The sequence below is a fragment of the Moorena sp. SIO1F2 genome, from assembly GCF_010672755.1.
GTDB lineage: Bacteria > Cyanobacteriota > Cyanobacteriia > Cyanobacteriales > Coleofasciculaceae > Moorena.
Map to the genome: position 1 here is coordinate 1 of NZ_JAAHFV010000106.1, position 17,928 is coordinate 17,928.

Annotated in this window: 14 protein-coding genes; 7 read left to right on the forward strand and 7 right to left on the reverse strand. The window is 44.4% G+C overall.

The window, feature by feature from the left end; translation table 11 throughout:
• Positions 1 to 304: 304 nt before the first annotated feature.
• Positions 305 to 916: a Uma2 family endonuclease gene (locus tag F6J94_RS14660; RefSeq protein WP_293041380.1), complete on the reverse strand. Its 612-nt coding sequence runs from the start codon at positions 914 to 916 to the stop codon at positions 305 to 307.
• 406 nt (positions 917 to 1,322) lie between these two features.
• Here F6J94_RS14660 and F6J94_RS14665 point away from each other — a divergent pair, with 406 nt between their 5' ends.
• Entirely contained in the window at positions 1,323 to 1,592 is a 270-nt protein-coding gene (locus F6J94_RS14665; protein WP_293041383.1) for a hypothetical protein, read from the forward strand.
• A 372-nt stretch (positions 1,593 to 1,964) separates the two neighbouring features.
• On the opposite strand, the gene F6J94_RS14670 is transcribed toward F6J94_RS14665, so the two are convergent.
• From F6J94_RS14670 to F6J94_RS14680, 3 genes are all read right to left on the reverse strand, one after another.
• Positions 1,965 to 3,596, reverse strand: coding sequence for an Hsp70 family protein (locus F6J94_RS14670; RefSeq protein ID WP_293041386.1), 1,632 nt, complete (start codon positions 3,594 to 3,596; stop codon positions 1,965 to 1,967).
• A 46-nt stretch (positions 3,597 to 3,642) separates the two neighbouring features.
• Entirely contained in the window at positions 3,643 to 3,822 is a 180-nt protein-coding gene (locus F6J94_RS14675; RefSeq protein ID WP_293020614.1) for a hypothetical protein, read from the reverse strand.
• Between the two features lie 78 nt (positions 3,823 to 3,900).
• Complete coding sequence (locus F6J94_RS14680) at positions 3,901 to 5,511, reverse strand: DUF2079 domain-containing protein (RefSeq protein WP_293041389.1); 1,611 nt, start codon at positions 5,509 to 5,511, stop codon at positions 3,901 to 3,903.
• A gap of 63 nt (positions 5,512 to 5,574) precedes the next feature.
• Between F6J94_RS14680 and F6J94_RS14685 the strand changes: the two genes are divergently transcribed.
• The gene (locus F6J94_RS14685; protein WP_293041392.1) at positions 5,575 to 5,865 is read left to right on the forward strand and encodes a hypothetical protein; all 291 of its coding nucleotides are present in this window, start codon (positions 5,575 to 5,577) and stop codon (positions 5,863 to 5,865) included.
• Here the strand turns inward: F6J94_RS14685 and F6J94_RS14690 are convergent.
• Positions 5,822 to 7,384, reverse strand: a complete 1,563-nt coding sequence (locus F6J94_RS14690) for an ATP-binding protein (RefSeq protein ID WP_293041395.1) — start codon at positions 7,382 to 7,384, stop codon at positions 5,822 to 5,824. The two genes, F6J94_RS14685 and F6J94_RS14690, sit on opposite strands and share 44 nt — an antisense overlap.
• Entirely contained in the window at positions 7,384 to 8,979 is a 1,596-nt protein-coding gene (locus tag F6J94_RS14695; RefSeq protein ID WP_293041397.1) for a histidine kinase dimerization/phosphoacceptor domain -containing protein, read from the reverse strand. The genes F6J94_RS14690 and F6J94_RS14695 overlap by 1 nt, the downstream gene beginning before the upstream one ends.
• A gap of 89 nt (positions 8,980 to 9,068) precedes the next feature.
• Here F6J94_RS14695 and dxs point away from each other — a divergent pair, with 89 nt between their 5' ends.
• From dxs to F6J94_RS14720, 5 genes are all read left to right on the forward strand, one after another.
• Positions 9,069 to 10,976, forward strand: coding sequence for a 1-deoxy-D-xylulose-5-phosphate synthase (dxs, locus tag F6J94_RS14700; RefSeq protein WP_293020622.1), 1,908 nt, complete (start codon positions 9,069 to 9,071; stop codon positions 10,974 to 10,976).
• Positions 10,977 to 11,069: 93 nt separating this feature from the next.
• Complete coding sequence (gene mtnA, locus F6J94_RS14705) at positions 11,070 to 12,131, forward strand: S-methyl-5-thioribose-1-phosphate isomerase (RefSeq protein WP_293041399.1); 1,062 nt, start codon at positions 11,070 to 11,072, stop codon at positions 12,129 to 12,131.
• Positions 12,132 to 12,478: 347 nt separating this feature from the next.
• Positions 12,479 to 13,096, forward strand: coding sequence for a L,D-transpeptidase (locus tag F6J94_RS14710; RefSeq protein ID WP_293041402.1), 618 nt, complete (start codon positions 12,479 to 12,481; stop codon positions 13,094 to 13,096).
• Between the two features lie 374 nt (positions 13,097 to 13,470).
• Positions 13,471 to 14,211: a cytochrome c biogenesis protein CcdA gene (locus F6J94_RS14715; protein ID WP_293020632.1), complete on the forward strand. Its 741-nt coding sequence runs from the start codon at positions 13,471 to 13,473 to the stop codon at positions 14,209 to 14,211.
• A gap of 62 nt (positions 14,212 to 14,273) precedes the next feature.
• Positions 14,274 to 15,692 carry a cytochrome c biogenesis protein gene (locus F6J94_RS14720; protein ID WP_293041405.1) on the forward strand — a complete coding sequence of 473 codons (1,419 nt, stop codon included), beginning with the start codon at positions 14,274 to 14,276 and terminating at the stop codon, positions 15,690 to 15,692.
• A gap of 52 nt (positions 15,693 to 15,744) precedes the next feature.
• Here F6J94_RS14720 and F6J94_RS14725 read toward each other — a convergent pair.
• On the reverse strand, positions 15,745 to 17,928 hold a 2,184-nt coding region (locus tag F6J94_RS14725), incomplete at its 5' end, for an alpha/beta fold hydrolase (RefSeq protein ID WP_293041408.1).

Below are 17,928 nucleotides of genomic sequence, written 5' to 3' on the forward strand. Positions count from 1 at the left end.
TAAGTCAACCAGATAGATATGCTGCAATTTAAATCCTATTTGGAGAGTTCTTATTACAGAGGTTATATCAAGACTGATTTACGGAATTTGCCGGTTATTCCGGAAAACTAGAAGCTATCTAATTTACAAATTTTTTAATTAAGTAAGGTACAAATTTTAGGGAACAGGGAACAGGGAACAGGCAATAGTGGCGTAGGGTGTGTTAGGGACGGGCTCCCCTTGATTTTTTCGGTGTTGACATCGGTTGAGACAGCCCGGCCCGTAACGCACCACCGGGTCAAACTAGAGATCCTTCCCCCTTGCCTCAGCGCAGCCCTATAAATAATTGATCTGTAGATAACTTAAGGTTAGGAAAAAGCGAAGATTTTAGATAATCCCCTCTACGAAACATTACTTTTTGATATTGATCATTCACCATACAGCAGACCGTTACCGTCGGTTGTTTGGGGCTACCAATAAAGTATTTTCCGCCAATACCGAGATAATCCACAATCCAGTATTCTGGAATCCCCAAAGCCTCGTAATCTTCATACTTACGAGCATAATCATTCTGCCAGTTTGTACTAACCACTTCAACCACAAGTTTTATAGTAGTACCCAGAGTTATCACTGGTTCCCTTGCCCACAGTCGTTCGTTGATTAGTTCTCCTTCATCAAGCACAACCATATCTGGTCTGAAAGCGTTGAAGGTTCCCAAGGGCTGAATTAAGCAACGGTGTGGAATAAAATAAGGTACATCTAAACGATCTATTTCGACATTAAGCTTTCGGCTAATCAACGCCACGACTTGCTCGTGGGAGCCAGTTTGTTCTATCTCAATTAGCTCTCCATCAATGAGTTCGTAGCGTTCATCGTCTCCATACTGAGCAATAAATTCTTCTGGACTGATACCGGTTTTGGTTGCTGATAGAATCATAGGGAATAGGGAACAGGGAACAGGGAACAGGGAACAGGGAACAGATAAGAGGCAATAGTGCTTAGCCTATTGTAGGGTGCGCTCAAAGTAATCAACATCTACTGCTTCAACCGATTGATTATAAGAGGATATCTGAAAAGTTTTTTGATACTGCATTTTGCCCCCCTAGCCCCCCAACTTTGGGGGGAACAAGAGTCAATTTGCTTCTAAAAGTCCCCCAAAATTGGGGGATTTAGGGGGCTTGGATGTAGCAAATTAGACTTCTCAGACAACCTCTAAGGAAGGCACCACCCAAACCCCTTGATTTGTACACTTGTTACCCTAATATTTTATCTTTTATTGTGAGTTACAATAACTTGATCGGACTCATAATCCGAACGCCCGTAGGTTAAGAGAGTCAAAAATAATGCAAACAAGTCACTTCAATCAAATTTTAGAAATGATTGACGCTCTTTCTTTAGAGGAACAGAACGATTTAATTAATATTGTTAGACATAGACAAATTGAACAAAGAAGAGAAGAAATCACTGTTAATATTACTAAAGCTCACCTAGACTATCAACAAGGTAACGTCTTCCGAGGTACAGTTGATGATGTGATCGCTGAATTAAACGATTCTCGCAGTTATGAGGTACGGTTCTTAACCTCAAAGTCCCCCTTATTAAGGGGGATTTAGGGGGATCAATTTGTACCTTATGGGATATATAATTTCTATATAATCCTATACTACGCACTCATAAACTCAAAGGTAAATTATCAGGTGCTTGGGCTTGTTCGGTTGAATATGATTGTCGTCTTATTTTCAACTTTGAACAAAATCCAGACACCTTAGAAGAAGAAATACTTTTGATTGATATTGGCACTCACGATGAAGTTTATTAGTGGTGCGTTACGGAGCGGGCTGTTGCAACAGTCGCTACGAAGTTTAACATGAGGGCAAGCCCGCTCCTAACACACCCTACGCACGACGCACTGATCCCCTGTTCCCTGTTCCCTGTTCCCTGTTCCCTACTATTTATAAGTGTTCAACCGAACATGATATGACCAATTAACTTAACTGAGCTACTACCTGATTTGCCAATAAGGTTTCATTGGTAAGTAAATCATCTACAGTAACTCTCAAGTAACGTTCAGCATCAACTTGAAACTGGAGTTTAATGCGATCGCTTCCGGGATTGCCCAGGGGTGTTAATTTAGCCACACTTCTTGCCCCATCCCTGTCGTTGAGGGGTTGCACAGCAGATTCACCCTGGCCTAACTGACGAGTAATCAAGCGATCGCCTTCAAAATAAATCTCTGTGCCACCAGTTTGGGAGCCTAACTCTCCTAAAATTAGCTCTATACTCGGTTGATTCTCTACGGATGCTCCTAAGAATAGTTCTACTGGCTCACTCATGGGGTAAGGCTGTCCTTCTCTAATGATAGAGTGCCAGTTGTGACGCTTTAACCGTCTATCCCAATAGCGAATTCCGTAGCTATGGTAGAGGAAATCTTGGACTTCGATACCTTGGCTGAGCTGAAGTGCGCCAGTTGCGATCGCTTCAAAGGGTTTTTGGCAACGAACCTTGCTTGAGTCGAAGTACTGGTTTACCCATGCCTGAACTGCTGGGATCTTCACCGTGCCACCCACTAACAAGACACCATCTATATCTGCTACTTCTATACCGCTGCGTCTTGCTTGTTGCAACACTTGTGTCATCTTATCATCAAGAGTCTTAAAAAACTCGTGTTCTTTGAGGATAGTTTCAAAAGTCTTGCGGTGTAGTTTTAGTTCGTAACTCTCGAAGGTTTCATCATTAAAATAGACTTCAGTAGCCTCAAACTGCTCAGATAGTTGAATTTTCAGGCGTTCTGCTAGTCGAGTAGTCAAAGGCGATCGCATTAACCCTTGAGTTTCCACAAAATAATCCACCAGCCAGTTATCAATATCTGTCCCACCCAAGTTTTGTCCCACTTTCGCCAGCACACGGGCAATCTTCACCTTCTGGCTAGACCCTTCAGCAAAGGACTTTTCACCCCACTTAAGAATATACCCGAGGGGTTTTTTATTCCCTTGAGCCTCCTGATTCAGCTCCACCAGAGATATATCCAGGGTGCCACCACCAAAGTCTATGACTAGCAGAGTATCCCCTTCCGCAATACCATAGCCCAAGGCAGCCGCTGTCGGTTCATCCAGCATCCTCACCTGTTCCACTGGCAACGATTGACAGATTCCACTAAGCCAATGGCGGTAAGCTTCAAAGCTATCCACAGGCACAGTCAGAATCACCGATTCAATCGCAGAATCCCCCGCCTCGGACTGGAGGGCTGATAGGTGTTCAATAATGTGGTTGAGGAACCATTCCCCAACTTGTTCAAAGGTGATCGCGGTACCATCCAGTTCTGGCAGAAATCCCTGAACCTCAGCACCAATCCCCCGTTTGAAGCTGCGGAAGAATCGAGGGTCACTGCTTAGATCCAATCCGCGATCGCGTACTGCCTGTCCAACCATAACCTTACCCTGAGCAGCATCTTCCACATACACCAAACTGGGAATTAAGGGAGGATTTTGACTAAGTTGCAGAGCAAGTCCTGGTAACGTGATCGTTTCTGGCGTTTCCGTGACAGGGTTCCAGCGAGTGATTACCGTATTGCTCGTGCCAAAGTCAATAGCGTAGGACGTAGTACTGGTGCTAGGCATTAATGTTTATTGAACTGATCTTATTAATATTATTTATTAATAAATATCAGTTTATGGCCGAACTACTCAATAGACTTCTTGCAGAAGTAGGGAACAGGGAACAGGGAACAGGGAACAGTGGACAAGAATTGACATAAACACTATCATAAAAATACTTTTGCAAGAGGTCTAATAACCGGAGCTGTACCCAGGAAGACGCTTTAGCAATCCCTATCGGAATTGTCATAATTTTTAATCCCATATTCCCGATTCCCGATTCCCGATTCCCGATTCCCGATTCCCTGTTCCCTATTCCCTGTTCCCTTTAGACATCCAACTCTTGCCTAAAGGTTAGCCATGCTGCCATCGCCTCTGGATTAGATGCTACTCCTTTTTGCATCAAAATCACACCATCTTTAAACCCAATGATGCCATACTCGTTAGTCTTGGTGACGCGGTCAATCATGTTAACTAAGGAGCGCAAGCGCTGACCATCATGCTTAAAGGCAATTTGATAGCGTTGTAACCGCCATAAATCTGCGATCGCATAATCCACCTTGACGACCTCGCCATTATCATTGCGCAACTGTAAGTCAGCTAAGCGGATGACTTCCCTACGTCCTGACAGATGAGGCACTAGATAGGTAGTGGCTGAGACACTAGCATTTGCAGGAATCTGAGCTAGTAATGACCGGATCGACCCCACACGAGACCACTGTTGCGTTAACGGCACATAGACGAAGGGTTGGTAGGAATCCGGAAGCAGGAAATAAAAGGTTCGATTTGGGCTAGAGGTAATGGTCAACACTACCGCAAGGGTTAGACAAAAAATCCAAAAGCGCCGAAACTTAGACCTAGCCGAGATCACAGCTTGACTAAATTGGGGATGAGCTGACCACCAAAGTATCGCGCCATAAAATAGCCCAGGTACTACGGTCATCGCATAGCGGATATTAATCGCAAGCACGGATTGACCTTTACCCAACAGGAGTTTTAGCAAAGGAAATGCTGCAATAGACCAAGAAGCGGGAGCAATAGCTGGTATAAATGCTAACGGTAACCATTGACCTAATAAATACTGAATAGTACCAAAAAAGGGAGTAAACAGTTCTACTAGTAAACGCCAGGGATTGGTCAGCATACCCTTAAGAATTTCCAGAGTAGACGCCTCATCCCCATCAGCGTACTGACCAAAACGCTCAATCATGAACCGTTGAGAAATATCTTCCGAAAATATAGGCATAATGAGATTGGTCAAGACAAGTATGTAACCAAAACTGAGGGTACAAACTGCCAGACCAATGCGAGGGTAGCGCCGACTGACTATTAAATAGAATCCCACACCAAACAAACCTATCCCGGAATCTTCCCGTACAGCTAAAATCAAAATTGCCAGCAACCAAAACAGCCACCACCAGCGTTTTTCCATAGCTAGCAGTAGCCCAAACACAAACAGCGGAATTTGGCAGATGTCATGGAAGTTGGCTAAGGTCGGACCAAGAATAGCATTAGCACAGTAAAAGCTAACCGTAATCATTGCTGCTAACATCGGTTGCAGATACTGTCTGGCCAGGATATACAAAACTACACCAGCAGCTGTTACCAACGTTACCTGCAAAACGGTTAGAGTCGCGGGAAATGGAAACAAAGCATATAACGGTAACCAAAGTAACAGCGCGGGAGTAAAATGTTGCCCTAATCGGTGGTAATAGACATTTGGAACTTCCCCATTATGAACGACATTAGTAGACAGCTGGGATGAAAGGGTACTCTGAAAAAAGCGACCGTGACTGCCATTCCAGAAGACTTGATTAAAAATTCCTTGGTCGTAAGACGAATAAAAAGTATAATGTCGATGTAGAGTAAAAACTAAGGTGAATAAAAAAAATGCGATCGCCGCAGTAATAACAAGTTTTAACCCAGGTTTTTTTGTCATTTGTCCTTTGTCATTTGTTCTTGGTATTAAGCTCCATAAAATTTAGCTTTTTTCAAACTACTCTTGTTTTCAACACACCTTTACACTTATCGGGACAAAGATATAGCGTTTATCATAGCTAAGAGGTACAAATATTTTTTTACCTCTTACCGTCTTGATGCAGTCGCTCTTGCCTCTTGCCTCTTGCCTCTTATCTGCTCCCTGCTCCCTGCTCCCTGCTCCCTGCTCCCTGCTCCCTGCTCCCTGCTCCCTGCTCCCTGCTCCCTAAAACCTAAAAATTTGTACCTCATGGGTATAAGACTTGCTATAGCTAATTGTGACGACTCCCGAGCCATTGCCAATCAGCACTTGTGACGTCTGAATTCAGAAGTCTTACTTCCCCATTACTTACTATGGGAATTTTAATCGTAAATGTTGTCCCAACGCCCAATTTACTAGTCAGTTTAATCTCTCCCTGATGCTGTTCCACACAGCGTTTCACAATCGATAGTCCCAGACCAGTCCCTTGAATTGTCCCCACATTTTTGGCTCGATAAAAAGACTCGAAAATTTTATTTTGGTCTGCTTCAGCAATCCCAATTCCTTTATCCTGGATGCGGAACACAACCAACTGCTCTTTCAAATCACAAGTTAGGTTAAAGGTCACGATTTCATGAGAAGGAGAATACTTCAAAGCATTGGTAAGCAGATTAGTTATAATGTAATGTATAAGTCTATCATCCATACAGACTTGTGTATAGATCCTATCAGAGGTAAAAACAATCCGGTTGCGGCTGGCTTCATCTAGGCATAGTTCTGCAATTAAATCCTGGCAGAATTGCTCTAAGTTCATCGGAGTTGGAATAAAATCTAGCCGACCTACTTCAGCTTGACCGATTAGCAACACCTCTTCCATCAACTCAGTCATGCGCTCTACTGAAATAGTAATTCGTTTTAGATAACGCTGCTTTTGCTCCTGAGTGGCCAGATTACCATAGCGCTTAAGTAACTCAGCAGCAGTTAGGATCACACTGAGGGGATTACGGAATTCATGGCAAACGGTGGAAACGAACTGGGAGCGGAAATCTTGGATTTCTTCTTCTTTTGCCAACACCTCCTCTAACATTTCTGTCTGAGGATCCTCGCTGATATCCCAAAACGCCAGAACTACTCCATTGACGTTTCCCAGTTGGTCTTTTAGGGGTGAGGCACTATTACCAACAGGAATTCGACCACCGTCCTTTGCGATCAAAGCGTTATGCTCGCCCAGATAGACAACTTGTCCGGTCTTGATCACTTTATCTAGGGGATACTTGACTAGATTCCCGGTCAGATCATTAACAATTGGGAACACTGAAGTCACATCTCGCCCCCATACCTCGGATTGGTTCCAGCCAGTCAGAGCTTCAGCGGGAGCATTCATAAAGGTAATGATACCTTGGGTCGTGGTAGCAATAACTGCATCATCGATAGAGTTTAAAATGGATGACAACTGAGCTTGGCTGCTCTGCAACGACTGCTCCATCTGGTATTGCTGGAGAGCAATTTCAATAGCAACCCGCAAGTCTCTGTCGTTAAAGGGTTTGGTCACATAACCAAAGGGTTGGGTAACTTTAGCCCCTTGCAAGGTATCTTCATCCCCATAGGCAGTTAAATAGACGATAGGAATACGTAAATGTTCACGGATTTGCCTAGCAGCAGTAATACCATCCATCTTGCCTTTGAGGAAAATGTCCATCAGCACTAAGTCAGGCTTAGTTTGAGCGGCTTTGGTAATGGCTTGAGAGCCAGATGAAGCAGTAGCTGATACCATATACCCCAGTTGCTTAAGCTGGCTAGCAATTGTCTTAGCAACAATAACTTCGTCTTCTACAACTAACACCCTGGTAACCACTATTGTTGTCCTATTGCCTCTACAATTGTTGGTGTTGAGAATACTATTCTGAAAGCTGTGCCCTCGCTATGGCCCTGAAACATACTCCCCTCTAGTTGCTCCGTTGCCAGGTCATAAACTAACGATAATCCTAAAGACTGGGTATTACGCCAATCTAACTGTTCTGGTAAACCAACTCCATTATCTCGGACAATCAATTCAACGTCATCGTCCCCGCTACGGTGCAATTCAATGTGAATCTCACCAGAGCGTCCATTGGGAAACCCGTACTTCAGGGAATTGGATACCAGTTCATTGATGATTAGACCGCAAGGGATGGCCTGATCAATACTGAGCGGAATGGGTTCAATAGTGGTGTGCAACTGAATCCTATCGCTAGTTATTTGATAAGCTACCAGTAAGTTCACGGCTAGGTTCTGGATATAATCGACTACATCCAGGTTGCCTATCACTGAGGCACCATAAAGTTTCTTATGAATGAGAGCCATGGCTTCAAGGCGATGGCGAGCTTCCGACAGGTGTAGTCGGGTTTGGGGTTCATCTATTGTCACAGATTGCAAGTGTAGCAAGCCAGAAACAATTTGTAAGTTGTTTTTGACCCGATGGTGAATTTCTTGGAGCAGCACCTCTTTCTCAACTAGGGTAGCTTTGAGGTTTTCCTCGACCTGTTTGAGCTGTGTGATGTCGATGGCTATGTTATAGATCCGAGTGGGAGTGTTATTAGCATCCTTGAGGAGGTGAGCACGATGGCGAATCCAACTCACAGCTCCATCCGGTCGCAAAATTCTGTAGTCAATATCTTTGGCACCAGTTGACAGCAGGGTTTGCTCTGCCAGTTGATAGGTTTCGAGATCGTCTGGGTGAACCACTGATTCCCACAGGCGTAAGTTTCCGAAGAACTCAGTGATACTGCGACCATAGACTTGCTCGGTAGCACTGTTAAGATAAAGCAGTTTGTCAATCGAAGGATCAAAAGACCATACCACTGCTTCTAGGTCAGCCAGAATACTCTCAAGACGTTCTTGGCTCAACTGCCAAGCATGTTCATTTTCCCCCAATTCCTCCTCAAACTGCTGATTGACAGCAACTTCCTGCTGCCATCGCTGATTAGCTGCCACTAATTCCCTTTCTTTTTGAGTCAACTGTTGCTGTAAGTCTTCGACCTTAGTCACGATAGCAGAGAGGATTGCTGCCATGGTGTGGGGGGTCACCACACGTACTACTTGACCTTGCTCATCCACTAGGGGTAGGTGACGAATCTGGTGTTGACGTAATTGGGACTCTACCAAGAAAATGTCCGGTGTCGGTATGATGGGCAAGGTAATTAACTCTTGAGTCATCACATCAGCAATGGAAACCCCTGAGTGTACCATTCCAGCTGTTGCTACTTTGACCACATCCCGTTCTGTAAAAATTCCTACCAATTTCTGGTGCTGTACTACCAGCACATAGCTCCTTCCAGTTTGATTCATCGTAGCGATCGCTTCCGTTACTGGAGTATCGGGAGCAATGGTGAGGGGCTGCTGGTCGCCAGGAAAATTTACAATGGAAAATTGACCAGAAATGCCATTTTTCAGGTAATCTTTAGCTTCCATATAACCCTTGAAGCGCCAAATTATTGGATACTTTTAGGGAGTCGAAAGATAAACATTAACACAATCCAGTAGCAATTCAAAGAGACGGTATGCATCTCAGTGAAATTACTCATCCAAATCAGTTGCACGGTCTATCGATTCGTCAACTAGAGGAAATTGCCCGTCAAATTCGCGAGAAACATCTCCAAACCATAGCTACTAGTGGTGGTCACTTAGGGCCAGGCTTGGGAGTGGTAGAATTAACCCTAGCTCTGTATCAAACACTTGACCTTGACTATGATAAGGTAGTCTGGGATGTGGGACACCAAGCTTATCCCCACAAAATGCTCACGGGGCGCTATAACCGATTCCATACCCTACGGCAGAAAGATGGTATTGCTGGTTATCTAAAGCGCTGCGAGAATAAGTTTGATCACTTTGGAGCAGGTCATGCGTCCACCAGTATTTCTTCTGCTTTGGGTATGGCCCTCGCCCGAGACCGCAGAGGGGAAAATTTCAAAGTTGCAGCAGTTATTGGTGATGGTGCTCTGACCGGTGGCATGGCCTTGGAAGCCATCAATCATGCAGGACATTTACCCCATACTAAACTGCTGGTGGTGCTCAATGACAATGAGATGTCCATCTCCCCCAATGTGGGGGCTATTCCTCGTTACCTCAACAAAGTGCGGCTTTCTGAGCCGATGCAGTTTATTACTGACAATTTGGAGGAACAGTTCAAACATCTCCCCTTTGTCGGTGAGTCTTTATCCCCAGACTTGCAACGGCTCAAGGAAGGGATGAAGCGTTTAGCTGTACCTAAGGTCGGAGCAGTATTTGAAGAACTTGGCTTTACTTACATCGGACCGGTGGATGGTCACAATCTAGAGGAGTTAATTTCCACCTTTACCAACGCCCACAAGCTAGATGGACCAGTGCTGGTGCATGTGGCAACTACGAAGGGCAAGGGGTATGCGATCGCAGAAGCGGACAAAGTGGGTTACCATGCCCAAAGTCCCTTCAACCTAGCTACGGGTAAAGCGCTTCCAGCTAAAAAACCCAAACCCCCCGGCTATTCCAAAGTGTTTGCCCACACCCTGGTCACACTAGCTCAGAATAATCCCAAAATCATTGGCATCACGGCAGCTATGGCTACTGGGACAGGGTTGAATAAATTGCAAGAAAAACTCCCTAACCAATACATTGATGTGGGGATTGCGGAACAACACGCGGTCACCCTAGCGGCTGGCCTAGCCTGTGAAGGAATGCGGCCAGTTGCAGCTATTTACTCCACCTTCTTACAACGGGCTTACGACCAAATCATTCACGACGTTTGTATCCAAAACCTACCGGTCTTTTTCTGCCTCGACCGTGCGGGAATTGTGGGTGCTGATGGCCCTACTCACCAAGGGATGTATGATATCGCCTATTTGCGATGCATTCCTAATATGGTAATTATGGCTCCCAAAGACGAAGCTGAACTACAACGTATGGTAGTTACAGGAGTTAACCACACCGATGGTCCCATTGCCATGCGCTATCCTCGGGGTAGTGGCTATGGCGTTCCCCTGATGGAAGATGGTTGGGAAGCCCTACCCATTGGTAAAGCAGAACTCTTGCGTAATGGTGACGACCTGTTAATGCTAGGGTACGGCAGTATGGTTTACACCGCCATGCAAGCCGCTGAAATTCTTAGCGAGCATGGTATTGAAACAACGGTGATTAATGCTCGTTTTGTCAAGCCCCTGGATACAGAATTAATCTTCCCCTTGGCTCAGAAAATTGGTCGTGTAGTTACCCTAGAAGAAGGGTGCTTAATGGGTGGCTTTGGTTCAGCGGTGGCAGAAGCACTGATGGATAATGATATATTAGTTCCCCTCAAGCGCTTTGGTGTACCGGATCAATTAGTGGATCATGCCAAGCCCGATGAATCAAAAGCTGATTTGGGGCTAACTGGCTCTCAAATTGCTGAACAGATCAGGGAAGCATTCTTTAATAGACAGCCCTCTGGTGTTAGTTAATCTATGAATGTTAACAGTTGACAGTTAACGGTTAACGGTTAACGGAACCGTTAACCGTTAACAATATAGAAATTAACAATATACAGATTTTCGATGAATTCATCCACATACCAAGTGTATCCCGTTGTTTGGGAAAACGACCGAGTTATCCTTATTGACCAAAACAGCTTACCCAAAAAATATGCCATTGTAGAAATCAGTCGCTGTGAAGATATGGTTGAGGCGATTAAAACTATGATTGTTCGGGGAGCGCCAGCAATTGGAATCGCAGCGGCTTATGGCATTTACCTTGGCGCAAGAGAGATTAAAACTCAAGAACGTAAGGCTTTCCTTGAACAGCTTGAAGTTGTAGCGCAGCAGTTGCGGCAAACTCGTCCTACAGCCGTGAATTTGTTTTGGGCAATCATGCGGATGCTTAAAAATGCCTATGAAACGATCGGGACAGTAGAAGAGATTAAAGCTTCCTTACTTGAAACAGCTAAACAAATTCAGCTGGAGGATTTACAAACCTGTCAAGCCATAGGCGATCGCGGATTAGAGGTATTACCGAAAACCCCCGACAAACTGTGTCTTCTGACCCATTGTAATGCAGGAGCGTTGGCAACCGCTGGGTATGGTACTTCCTTGGGAGTGGTGCGTTCGGCGTGGCGGGATGGGCGATTAGCCAGATTATATGCTGGCGAAACCCGCCCCCGCTTGCAAGGTGCTAGGTTAACTACCTGGGAATGCGTCGAAGAAGGTATTCCGGTTACTTTAATTACTGATAGCATGGCCGCCCATTGTATGAAAGAAGGGCTCATTGATGCGGTTGTAGTGGGAGCTGATCGCATTGCTGCCAATGGGGATACGGCTAACAAAATTGGTACCTATAGTTTAGCCCTGATTGCTCAAGCTCATCAAATACCGTTCTTTGTGGCTGCTCCAATCTCAACCATTGATTTTCAGCTATCTACTGGCCAAGAGATTCCCATTGAAGAACGTCACCCCTCAGAAATTTATCAGATTGGGGAGACAGTGATTTGTCCCCCTAAAGTGGAATTTTATAACCCAGCTTTTGATGTGACTCCGGCGGAGTTAATTACTGCCATTATTACTGAAAAAGGTGCAGTTGCCCCCAGTGAGCTGTCACAACTTAACATTAAGCAATCAGTGTGACATCTATCTTGGTTTTAGGGAGTAGGGAGTAGGGAGTAGGGAGTAGGGAGTGGCACCTTTGAAAATTGAATGTACCTCATAAGGAGCGAGAAACGCTATAACTGACCCAACTATACTTGAGTCAGTTTTTTAGTTCAGCAACCTCTAAAGGATAAAGTCTGATAGCTATGTGTGTTTAGATCATGGGTGTTTAGATCATGGGTGTTTAGATCATGGGTGTTTAGATCATGGGTGTTTAGATCAAAGCCGTGGGATCGGTAGAACCGTCAACAGTCAACGGTCAAAAGTGAACAAAACATGATCAATTAAAATATGCACATAAAATATCGACTAGCTAAGAGGAAATCGTGAACGGAAAACTTTCCACTCAACGCTTAATTGTGTGCGGCTTAAGTGTAGCTATCCCGTTATTATACGCAGAGGTAGCCACCGCCGCCGCTGATCTAACCAATACTAGTTTCACTAACTGGAAAGAAATTCGCTATGAAAGCTTTCTGCCAAGGGTTGAAACACCAGAATTGTCTCCTCTCGAAGAAGTCAATCACTATCTGCGGCAAGAGGAAGATTTCTTTAATAATACCCCTCGTTTAGTGATTAAACTAAGTGAGCGTCGTGTTTATGTTTATCGAGGAGATAAACTCGAAGCCAGTTATCCAGTTGCCATCGGTCAGCCTGGTTGGGAAACCCCTACAGGCAATTTCCAAGTGACACAGATGGTTCAAAATCCAGTTTGGAAGCATCCTATAACTGGTGAAATCGTTGCTCCAGGACCAGAAAACCCTCTTGGTCCAAGGTGGATGGCATTTTGGAGTGATGGAACAAACTACATCGGCTTCCATGGTACCAATGCTGAGGAACTGGTGGGAGAAGCAGTGTCTCACGGTTGCATCCGGATGCGTAATGATGATGTCAAAGCTTTGTATAACAGAGTGGCTTTGGGAACTTCTGTAAAGGTACAGGAATAGTTATTTTTGACAACTCCCCCGGCGCGAGTAATCCTCGTGCTGGGGATTGAGGCAGGTTCCTCAGGGAACCTGAGACTCAGCAACCTACCCCTGATAACGCGATCGCACTGCCGATAGAAACTTATATGATTTCCGGATAATTACCCTTAATAAAATCTCCCCCATCTCCATCTCCCCATCTCCCCATCTCCCCATCTTCCCACCCTCCCCAAACTTTTATTATGGGTATTCAACCGGACTTGATATTAGTATTAGGGTAGGGTGGGCACAAGATGGTGATTCAAGCTTGTTGGTATATATCCCTGGCATTTGCTCACCGTACTTGAGGGGTTAAATACGCTACAATTCAAGCAAACTGGGTGTTTAGATTCCCTATGCTTGACACATTCTCGACTCAACTCTATCAACTCCAACAATTCGCTAATAACCTGGTTGACAGCCAACTGACTCACCTGAGCCTAGTCAGCATAGCCATCATCTTTGCTGCTGGGTTGCTGACTAGCCTAACCCCCTGTATGCTATCAATGCTACCGATCACGATGGGCTACATCGGTGGTTATGAAAATCAAGGACGGCTGCAAGCTGCTACCCAATCGGTATGGTTTGCCTTAGGCTTAGCCACAACCTTAGCTGCATTAGGAATTATCGCAGCATCTATCGGGCGAGTCTATGGTCAAATCGGTGTTGGCTTACCGATTATTGTCAGCGTAATCGCCATTATTATGGGGTTGAATTTACTAGAAGCACTACCGCTACAGTTTCCAAGTTGGGGTGGTATGGATTGGATTTCCCAGGAATGGCCGAAAGGGTTACGCTCTTATCTCATTGGTTTGACCTTCGGTTTAGTCGCTTCTCCTTGCAGTACACCGGTATTAGCAACGTTACTGGCTTGGGTTGTCTCAACTAAAGATTTAGTGTTAGGTGGTGCCTTGCTGTTGTCTTACACAGCTGGTTATGTGGCACCCTTGATCTTGGCAGGTACGTTTACTGCTTCAATTAAACGATTATTAGAATTGCGACAGTGGTCGGCTTGGATTACACCAGTAAGTGGTGCGCTATTGGTGGGATTTGGTGTGTTTTCGTTGTTGTCTCGGATTCCAGTGGGAATTTTTTGAGTGAGTACTGAGTGCTGAGTGCGTCGTACTATCAAGAAAGCAAGTAATTAACTAGACTTAATATGACTAGAGAAAACTCATCAGATAACTCATCAGAAAATTCATCAGATAACTTATCAGAAAACTCATCATTGATGAGTGGCAGTCGGTTGTGGCGTCGGTTAGTATCAGTGCTGGCTAACTTACGGTTAGCGATTATCTTGCTGCTTGCGATCGCATTATTTAGCATCAGCGGTACAGTGATTGAACAGGGGGAATCTCTGGCGTTTTACCAAGCCAATTATCCTGAAGACCCAGCTTTGTTTGGTTTCCTCAGCTGGAAGGTGTTGTTGCTCCTAGGGTTAGATCATGTCTACCGGACTTGGTGGTTTTTGTCCTTATTAGTGTTATTCGGTAGTAGTCTGACCGCTTGTACCTTCACTCGTCAATTTCCGGCTTTAAAAGCAGCCCGGAATTGGAAGTTTTATAAAGAACCCCGCCAGTTTGGGAAACTTGCCTTGAGTGTAGAGTTGGACAAGGGCTCTTTTACTTCCCTGACTGAGTTGTTAGAGAAGCGGCGTTACAAGGTATTCCAAGAGGGGGATACTATCTACGCCCGTAAAGGAATTATCGGACGGATTGGTCCAATTGTAGTACATGCCAGTATGTTGATTATCCTGGGAGGGTCAATTTGGGGGTCAATGACAGGGTTTACCGCTCAGGAAATGGTTACCAGTGGCAATACATTCCAAGTTAGAAACATTATTGATGCCGGTCCGTTTGCTTGGCCCCAAATCCCCAAAGATTTGTCAGTGCGGGTGAATCGCTTCTGGATAGATTACACTCCGTCCGGGGATATTGATCAATTTTACTCCAATCTGTCAGTTTTGGATAGTCAAGGTGAAGACATTGACCAAGAAACTATTTATGTGAATAAGCCTCTCAGATATCGAGGTGTCACCTTTTACCAAACCGATTGGGGGATTGCTGGGGTTCAGGTGCAGTTGAATAATAGTCCAATTTTCCAGCTTCCGATGGCACAACTTCCCACTAATGGTGAGGGGCGGATTTGGGGCACTTGGGTTCCCACAAAACCTGATTTAAGTGAAGGGGTATCCCTTTTAGCTAGGGATTTGCAGGGAACCCTGTTTGTTTATGATGGAACCGGTAATCTCGTTTCAACTGTTCGTTCTGGTATGGGGATTAAGGTCAATGGCGTGATACTGAAAATTAAAGATGTCATCGGCAGCACTGGCTTACAAATTAAAGCGGACCCCGGTATTCCCTTTGTTTACACTGGCTTTGGCTTACTGATGTTAGGAGTACTGATGAGTTATGTCTCCCACTCTCAGATTTGGGCATTACAAAAAGGCGATCGCTTTTATATTGGTGGGAAAACCAATCGTGCTTTGGTCACCTTTGAACGGGAATTGATTGAGATTTTAGAGCAGGTCGGTGAATCATCCCAGACCGTAGAACCTTTACTCGCAAAATCTGCTTAGTAGACTTCGCGGCAGTTGTCGGGAACAGGGGAGCCAGTGCGGCCAAGATGTGCTACTTGTTCAATAGATAGTTGTTCAATTCTGCAGTTAGACCCTCAACTTGAGGGGCTTTCATAATAGTGTAATGGTCTCCAGTAATAGTGTGAGTTTGGATATCACCTAGAACTAGAGAACCCCAGCCATGGGTTGGGTCTTCAATTACTGCTGGGGAAGTTTGACTAGCATTTATAAGGAGAAGTGAACCTGGATAAGCTTTTGGTTGATAATGAGAGTTTGCCATCATATTTGCTTGAAAAACTTCCCATAAAGAACGCATTTGCTCTATTTCTATGTCTGATGGGAATATCCCTTGCTGTTTGCCTTGCTCAAATAGATGCTTGACTTGCATCGGATGTTCAAGTTGTCTAAGTGTTTCATGGGATATATCTAACTCTTGACCATAGAGACCTCCCAAATCTTGAGCCAATTGATTTACTATCATGGCTTGATCTATTTCTGAAGGTTTCCGCATTACAGTGGGTGCATAACTGTCTATTAAAGTTAGAAGAGCCACTGGAGTATTTTTAGCCTGTAATTGTTGTGCCATCTCATAAGCAATTACACCTCCCATAGACCAGCCAATGAGGTGTAATGGTCCTTGGGGTTGAATTGGTTTTATTGCCTCAATATAATGGGATGCCATCTCCTCAACAGAAGTTAAGGGTTGCTGTTGCCCATCTAAACCAAGAGATTGTAAACCATATACTGGATAATCTTGAGCTAAATGACGAGCTAACTCTGCATAACACAGGACATTGCCACCAACCGGGTGAATACAGAATAATGGAGGTTGGTTTCCACTGGTTTTAATGCCCACTAAGATGGGATTTTGTGTATTTACTGAAGAACCCAGAAGGCTGGCTAGTTGTTCAATGGTGGGACTTTGGAAAAGGGTTGCTAAAGGTAAATTGATTTGGAATTGTTGTTTAATGTTTGACATCAGACGGACAGCATTAAGGGAATGACCGCCCAGTTCAAAGAAGTTATCTTGTACTCCGACAGAGGTGAGATTCAAAACTTCTGACCAGATTTGAGTCAGTTGAAGTTCTATGGTTGTACGTGGTGCGACGTATTTATGTTCTCGGGTAATTTTCCCATCAGGTGCGGGTAGGGCAAATCGGTCTACTTTGCCGTTTGGTGTCAACGGTAGAGTCTCCAAAATCACTAAGGCACTGGGCACCATGTATTCTGGTAATTTCGTTTTGAGGAAGCTAGATAATTGTGAAACCAGATGGCGATTCGATTCTTGCTTTAAGGGATTGTTGGCATAAGCACTCCAGGCTTTGATTGGAACAGTTGCTTCCAAGTTTGGAATTACCCTTTGGGAGTCACAGGCCGATTCATTACGTATAAAGATGGCATCATAGCAACCATTGCCGCCAGTACCAGACCAAGTAATATGTACCGAATAAGGTAATTCATCCTTCAAATTCCATAAATTGTCCGGCTCTACCCCTATGTGTTTTTTCTCCTGCAAAATCTTACGCAATTGACCTACAGTTTCGAGTTTCCTGAAGTCATCAAGCTCTTGAACAAGTGTGACTTCTTCTTGCAAACGAGCATTAGGGATGTGCTTAATACCAACCACCTCTGGCTTCTTATCTAGTAAAATTCGTTTGATAGCTGATAAGTTTAAACCCTCTTGATCATAGTCAAGCCATTCGGGGGTGACTGTGGCACATACTTCCTGGCCAACATGAAGAATTACATCGTAACGGAACTTAGTTAGCTCATTCTGATAATCCCCAGGTTTCAACTGGATTTGAACTTGTTTTATTTCTGGGATATATTCCCTTAAAGCTAGAAAGAAGGCTGGGTCGATCACCAATTCTTCTTCTTGCTTAACAGCTGTTTTTACCTGCTGCCTCAATTTGTCTATGGTTAATGAATCTGAGGCGCGATCAAACTTAGTTGCGGTATGAAACGTTTCTAATAATGGCAAGCTGCGAACATCACCGACAAATAGGAAACCTCCTTTCGTTAAACTATTTACTGCACCTTTCAAAACTTCTATCAGGTAATCGATGCTTGGAAAATACTGCACAACTGAGTTAAGGATAACAGCATCGAATCGGCCTTTTTCAATGCCTGTAAAATCATCAGCCAGTTTTTGGCTTAGGCTTACATGTGAATAGCTATCTTCCAACGGCTGGATTTGCTGCTGAACATAATCTAAAGCTACCTTACTAAAATCGGA